This window comes from Auraticoccus cholistanensis (assembly GCF_009742705.1).
Classification (GTDB): domain Bacteria; phylum Actinomycetota; class Actinomycetes; order Propionibacteriales; family Propionibacteriaceae; genus Auraticoccus; species Auraticoccus cholistanensis.
The window spans coordinates 144,327-150,600 of record NZ_WPCU01000005.1 but is presented as its reverse complement, the minus strand read 5'-3'; the positions used below and the strand labels follow the sequence as shown (position 1 = coordinate 150,600).

The following is a 6,274-nucleotide window of genomic DNA, read 5'->3' as shown; positions in this document are numbered from 1 at the left end:
CGCCAGCGCGCCCCACCCGAACGCGGCCCGCCGGGCCCGGGCGTAGAGCTCGGTGTCGGTGTGCAGCCGCAGCAGNGATGAGCGGCAGGAAGATGCCGCCGACCCACGTCATCAGCACCAGCGTGTAGGGCTGGCTGGCGGAGTCGCGCAGGGTCAGGCTCAGCGCCGGGTCGATCGTCGAGGGCAGCACCACCTGCCGGGTCCACAGCGCCAGGAACACGGTCATCGTGGCGAACAGGACGGTCAGGCCGCTCATCACGAAGGCCAGCACGTCGCGGCGGAGCACGAGGGCGAGCCAGATCGTGGCCAGGGTGAGGAAGGCGGCGATGGGGAAGATCCAGGGCAGCACGCCGAAGCTCGCGAACAGGCCCTCGGTCACGTACCCCATCACCACGAAGACCAGGATCGCCGCCGTNCAGGAAGTTGGCCCCGTGCAGCACGAACAGCAGCAGGGTGGCCGAGCCGCCGGCCAGCGCGAAGGGGGTGAACACCTGCTCCAGGCCGCCCTGCACCCGCTGGTCCGGGCCGACCGCGAGGCCCTCGATGATCTTGGCCATCACCACGCCCCACAGGAAGGACGGGACGACGCTGCCGCCGAAGGCCGCCCAGTCCCAGAAGCTGCGCCAGCGCTGCTGGTCGACCTGGTTGCGGTACTCGAAGGAGACCCCGCGCAGCAGCAGGGCCAGCAGGATCACGACGAAGACCGGGTACAGGCCGCTGAACAGGGCGCCGTACCAGACCGGGAACGTGGAGAACATCAGCCCGGCGGCGGCGATGACCCACACCTCGTTGCCGTCCCAGAAGGGGCCGATGGTGCCGGTCAGCGCCCGCTCCTCGGCCTCGTTGCGGGCCAGCGAGGGACGCAGCGCGTCGACGCCGAAGTCGAAGCCCTCCAGGAAGAAGTACAGCGTGAAGGTGAGGGCGATCAGCCAGAACCACAGCGCGACGAGGTCCATCTCAGGGCCCCTTCTCCTCGGGCGGGTCCGGGGCGGCGAAGCCGACGTCGGAGTAGTCCGGGGCGGGGGCGGAGGTCATCTGGTTCTCCGGGGCGTGCAGCCCGGCCCGGGCGGTGGTCGAGAGCAGGAAGATGTCGAGCCCGATGAGGCCGAGGTAGACCACCCAGAGCCCGACCAGCCCGGCCAGCACCTCGCCGGCGGTGTTGGCGCTGATCCCCTGCTCGACGGTGAGCAGCCCGTAGACCATGAAGGGCTGCCGGCCGAGCTCGGTGACGATCCAGCCGAGGAAGTTCGCGATCCAGGGCAGCGGGATCATCCAGACCAGCGCCTGCAGGTACCAGCGGGTGGTGTCGAGCCGCTCGCGTCGTCGCCACCACAGCGCCAGCCCCACGAACGAGGTGAGCAGGAGCAGGGACCCGATGGCCACCATGCCGCGGAAGGACCAGTAGACGGCGGTGACGGGCGGGACGTAGTCCCCCTCCCCGTACGCCTCCTGGTAGGCGGTGTTGAGGTCGTTGATGCCCTCGTAGCGCCCCTCGAGGCTGTTGTAGGCCAGGATCGAGCCGACGAAGGGGATCTCGACGCTGAAGGTGTTCCGCCGTCCGTCCTCGTCGATCGCCGCGACCAGCGACCAGGGCGCCGGGGACTCCGAGCGCTCCCACTGGGCCTCCATGGCGGCGAACTTCATCGGCTGGTCGTCGCGGGCCACCTGGGCCTCGCGGTGCCCGCTGGTGGCGGAGAACACCGTCCCGACCACGGCGAAGACGAGGGCGATCCGCAGCGCCTTGCTGAACACCTCCACGTGCTGGCCGCGGAGCAGGTGGTAGGCGCTGATGCCGAGCACGAAGAACCCGGCGACCGTCCAGGCGCTGCCCTGGACGTGGGCGAAGTACAGCAGCGCCTTGTAGTTGAGGACGACCGCGCTGAAGTCGGTGAGCCGGGCCTGGCCGTCCACCACCTCGTAGCCGACCGGGTGGTGCATCCAGGCGTTGGCCAGCACGATCCAGAAGGCGCTGATCTGGGTGCCGACCGCCACCACCCAGATGCTCGCCAGCCGCATCCACGGCTTGAGCCGGTCCTTGCCGAACCACCACAGCCCGATGAAGGTGCTCTCGAGGAAGAAGGCCATCAGCACCTCCAGCGCCAGCGGCACCCCGAAGACGTTGCCGACGAAGCGGGAGTACTCGCTCCAGTTCATCCCGAACTGGAACTCCTGGACGATGCCGGTGACCACGCCGACGGCGAAGTTGATGAGGAACAGGTGGCCGAAGAACCCGGTCATCTTGTCGTACACGCTGCCGCGCTCGCGCCGACGGTAGGCGAAGGTCTCCATCACCGCGATCAGGAAGGCCAGTCCCACGGTGAGGGAGACGAAGAAGAAGTGGAAGATGCTGGTCGAGGCGAACTGGAAGCGCGAGAGGCCGACCACGTCCAGGTCCATGCCGACCGCCTACCCAGCGGGGCCGGTCCCAACCCCCGACCCGCCGGTCGACGCGCGAGGAGTCCGGCTGGGAAGCAGTCCGGCCCGCCCCTCCGGTGGAGGGACGGGCCGGGCCGGAGCTCAGTCCAGGTAGTCGCGCAGTACCTGCGAGCGCGACGGGTGACGCAGCTTCGACATCGTCTTGGACTCGATCTGACGGATCCGCTCACGGGTGACCCCGTAGACCTTGCCGATCTCGTCCAGCGTCTTGGGCTGGCCGTCGGTGAGTCCGAAACGCATCGAGACCACCCCCGCCTCCCGCTCGCTGAGGGTGTCCAGCACGTCGTGCAGCTGCTCCTGCAGCAGGGTGAAGGAGACCGCGTCCGCGGGCACCACGGCCTCGGAGTCCTCGATCAGGTCGCCGAACTCGGAGTCGCCGTCCTCACCCAGCGGGGTGTGCAGCGAGATCGGCTCGCGGCCGTACTTCTGCACCTCCACGACCTTCTCCGGGGTCATGTCGAGCTCCTTGGCGAGCTCCTCCGGGGTGGGTTCGCGACCGAGGTCCTGCAGCATCTGGCGCTGCACGCGGGCCAGCTTGTTGATGACCTCGACCATGTGCACCGGGATGCGGATGGTGCGGGCCTGGTCGGCCATGGCCCGGGTGATGGCCTGCTTGATCCACCAGGTGGCGTAGGTGGAGAACTTGTAGCCCTTGGTGTAGTCGAACTTCTCGACCGCGCGGATCAGACCCAGGTTGCCCTCCTGGATGAGGTCCAGGAAGAGCATGCCGCGGCCGGTGTAGCGCTTGGCCAGCGAGACGACCAGACGCAGGTTCGCCTCGAGCAGGTGGTTCTTGGCGCGGCGGCCGTCCTCGACGATCCACTCGAAGTCCTCGACCTGGGAGGGCGGGACGGCGGCGCCGGCCTCGGAGAGCCGCTCGTCGGCGAACAGCCCGGCCTCGATCCGCTTGGCCAGCTCCACCTCCTGCTCGGCGTTCAGCAGGGCGACCTTGCCGATCTGCTTGAGGTAGTCCTTGACCGGGTCGGCCGTGGCGCCGGCGGCCATCACCTGCTGCTCGGGCTCGTCGGCGTCGTCGGCCTCGGAGAGGGTGAAGCCCTGGTCCTCGACGAGCTCCTTCTCCAGCGGCGCCTCCTCCTCGGGCTTGAAGGCGGTCTCGTCGACGTCGTCGAGGGAGCGCTTCTTGCCGCCCACCGTCAGCTTGACGTGGTCGCCGTCCAGCTCGACCTCGACGTCCATCCCCGCCTGCAGGACGGCCTCGGTGGTGGTGGTCTCGGCCGGGCCGCGGCTGGCCTTCTTGGCCGGTGCCTTCTTGGCCGCCGGCTTCTTCGCCGGGGCCTTGGCCGTCTTGCGCGCGGTCGTCCTGGCACCGGCTGCCGAGACCGCGGGGACCTCGTCCGCAGCCGCCGTCACCTGGCTCGACCGGGCGGTCGACGCGGCGGGTGATGAGACGATCTTGCGCTCTTCTGGGGGCGTCACAAACAACCTCTCGGCTGGGTTCTCACGTTGTTCAGGGCGTGCGGCAGCAGGGTGTTGTCAACCACGCACGTCATGCATCTTGTCACGCCCGACCCAACTTCCCAACTCCGGACCGCCCGTCCCGGCCCCCGCGACAGGTCACCACGGGCGCCTCCGGGTGGGCGCTCAGGCGTCGGGGCGGGCCTTGACCGCGACCACCGGGCAGGGCGCGTCCAGCAGGATCCGCTGGGCGTTGCTGCCCAGCAGCAGCTTGCCCACCGGGGTCCGACGCCGCAGCCCGATCACGATGAACTCCACCGTGGAGGTCTCGGCCAGCTCGAGCAGGGCGTCGGCCAGCGGCTGCAGCTCCTGGCAGGGCCGCACCTCGTGGGGCACCCCGGACTCGGCGAGCAGGGCGCGGGCCTGCTCGAGGTCGCCGTCGTCGGGGACCACCGCGACCACCGACAGGTCGCGCAGGCGCGCCTCGGAGACGGCCGTGTGGAGCGCCGCATGCCCCTCGGGCTTGCTCGTGAATCCCACCGCGATGGCCATCAGCTGTCCTCCCAGGTGTGCACCGGTTCCCCAGCGTGCATCAGGTCGACGTACTCGGCCAGCATGCCCCGCAGGGCCTGCTGCCGTGACTCGCCGGCAGCCTCCCGGGCCCCGACGTGCGCAGTCTGCCACGTGGCGCCGTTGCGTCCGAGCAGGCACCGCTGCTCGACGACCGACAGGTAGCGGTCGATCTCGGCCTCCGACACCCCCTGGTCGGCCAACCCGGCCCGCGCCAGCGGGAGCAGCCGCCGCAGCACCAGCTCCGCGACCCCCACCTGCCCGGCGCCCGGCCAGTACACGACCGCGGAGATGCCGTCGCGGACGGCGCTGTCGAGGTTGTCCTGCGCGGCCAGGAAGCTCATCTCCCGCCAGACCGGCCGCGGCTCGCGCGACAGCGCCCGCACCACGCCGGCGAAGAAGGCGGCGTTGGCGATGGTGTCGACCACGGTGGGGCCGGCGGGCAGCACCCGGCTCTCCACCCGCAGGTGCGCGGCCCCGTCGGCGACGGCGTAGATGGGACGGTTCCAGCGGTAGATCGTCCCGTTGTGCAGGGACAGCTCCGAGAGCGCGGGCACCCCGCCGGCGTCCAGCACCGCCATCGGGTCCTCGTCGCTGCACTCGGGCAGCAGCGCGGAGTAGTAGCGGGCGTTCTCCTCGAAGAGGTCGAAGATCGACTGCACCCACCGCTCGCCGAACCAGACCCGCGGCCGCACCCCCTGGGCCTTCAGGTCCTCGCCACGGGTGTCGGTGCTCTGGGCGAACAGCGGGATCCGGTTCTCCGCCATCAGCCGGTGCCCGAACAGGAACGGCGAGTTGGCCGCGAGCGCGACCTGGATGCCGGTGACGGCCTGGGCGGCGTTCCAGACGGCCCCGAACTGGGACGGGTCGATCTGCAGGTGCACCTGGGTGGAGGTGCAGGCCGCCTCCGGCATGATCGAGTCCGACTCCAGCTGCAGCCGCTCCTCACGCCCCTCGATGTCGATCTGCAGGTTCTCGCCGCGGGCGGCCAGGATCTGCGCGTCGAGCAGGGAGTAGCGCGGGTTCTCCGAGATCTGGTCGGCGTGGACGTGCTCGGGCATCAGCGTCGGCAGGATGCCGATCATCACCAGCCTCGACCCCACCCGCGAGGCCCGCTCGTCGGCGGTGGTCAGCAGCTGCCGGGTCTGGTCCTCGAAGGCCCGCAGGCCGCCGGACCGCAGCGCCTGCGGGGGCAGGTTGATCTCGACGTTGAACCGGCCCAGCTCGGTCTGGAAGGACGGCGAGTCGATGGCGGCCAGCACCTCGGCGTTGCGCATGTCCGGTTCCAGCCGGGCGTCCACCAGGTTGAACTCGACCTCCAGGCCCGCCTGGGTGTCGGCGTCGACCACGCGCCCCTCGTCCAGCATCCGCCGCAGCGCCTGCAGGTCCAGGGCGACCTTGTCGCGGTAGCGCCGCCTCTCCTCCCGCGTGTAGCTGCGGGCCTCCACATCGGCTCCCATGGGCCCATCCTGACGGACGGACGCCGCCTTGCCCACGGACCCGCCGCCGCGCTGGGCGGCGGACCCGCCCACCGGGCGTCCGGGCACCTGCCGGCGGCGGCTCGCCCTAGGGTGGTCGGCATGCCCGACCAGCTGCCTCCTGCTGCCGACCAGCGCCCCGCCCCTCCCACCGCCGCCGTCCGCCCGGTCCGCCGCGAGCACCACGGCCGGGTCTTCGTCGACGACTACGAGTGGCTGCGCGCCAAGGAGGACCCCGAGGTGATCGCCCACCTCGAGGCCGAGAACGCCTGGACCGAGCAGCAGACCGCCCACCTGGCCGGGCTGCGCGAGGAGATCTTCGACGACATCCGCGCCCGCACGCTGCAGACCGACCTGACGGTGCCCACCCTGGT

At 70.6% G+C, this 6,274-nt stretch carries 5 protein-coding genes and 2 pseudogenes; 1 reads left to right on the top strand and 6 read right to left on the bottom strand.

Annotation, left to right across the window (positions count from 1 at the left end; genetic code table 11):
- The 6 genes and pseudogenes from GC722_RS19470 to GC722_RS06610 all read right to left on the bottom strand — a co-directional run.
- On the bottom strand, positions 1-388 hold a 388-nt coding region (locus GC722_RS19470; protein WP_408609304.1), incomplete at its 3' end, for a cytochrome d ubiquinol oxidase subunit II.
- An 85-nt stretch (positions 389-473) separates the two neighbouring features.
- Positions 474-956 (bottom strand): annotated as a pseudogene (gene cydB / locus GC722_RS19465) (cytochrome d ubiquinol oxidase subunit II); the annotation flags it as partial.
- Between the two features lies 1 nt (position 957).
- On the bottom strand, positions 958-2,397 hold the full coding sequence (locus GC722_RS06625; protein ID WP_156609234.1) for a cytochrome ubiquinol oxidase subunit I: 1,440 nt from the start codon (positions 2,395-2,397) through the stop codon (positions 958-960).
- A gap of 120 nt (positions 2,398-2,517) precedes the next feature.
- Entirely contained in the window at positions 2,518-3,873 is a 1,356-nt protein-coding gene (locus GC722_RS06620; RefSeq protein WP_331714465.1) for an RNA polymerase sigma factor, read from the bottom strand.
- Between the two features lie 165 nt (positions 3,874-4,038).
- Positions 4,039-4,404, bottom strand: a complete 366-nt coding sequence (locus tag GC722_RS06615) for a universal stress protein (RefSeq protein WP_156609230.1) — start codon at positions 4,402-4,404, stop codon at positions 4,039-4,041.
- Entirely contained in the window at positions 4,404-5,882 is a 1,479-nt protein-coding gene (locus tag GC722_RS06610; protein WP_156609228.1) for a glutamate--cysteine ligase family protein, read from the bottom strand. The genes GC722_RS06615 and GC722_RS06610 overlap by 1 nt, the downstream gene beginning before the upstream one ends.
- A 120-nt stretch (positions 5,883-6,002) precedes the next feature.
- Here GC722_RS06610 and GC722_RS18210 point away from each other — a divergent pair.
- A pseudogene (locus GC722_RS18210) lies at positions 6,003-6,274 on the top strand (hypothetical protein); the annotation flags it as partial.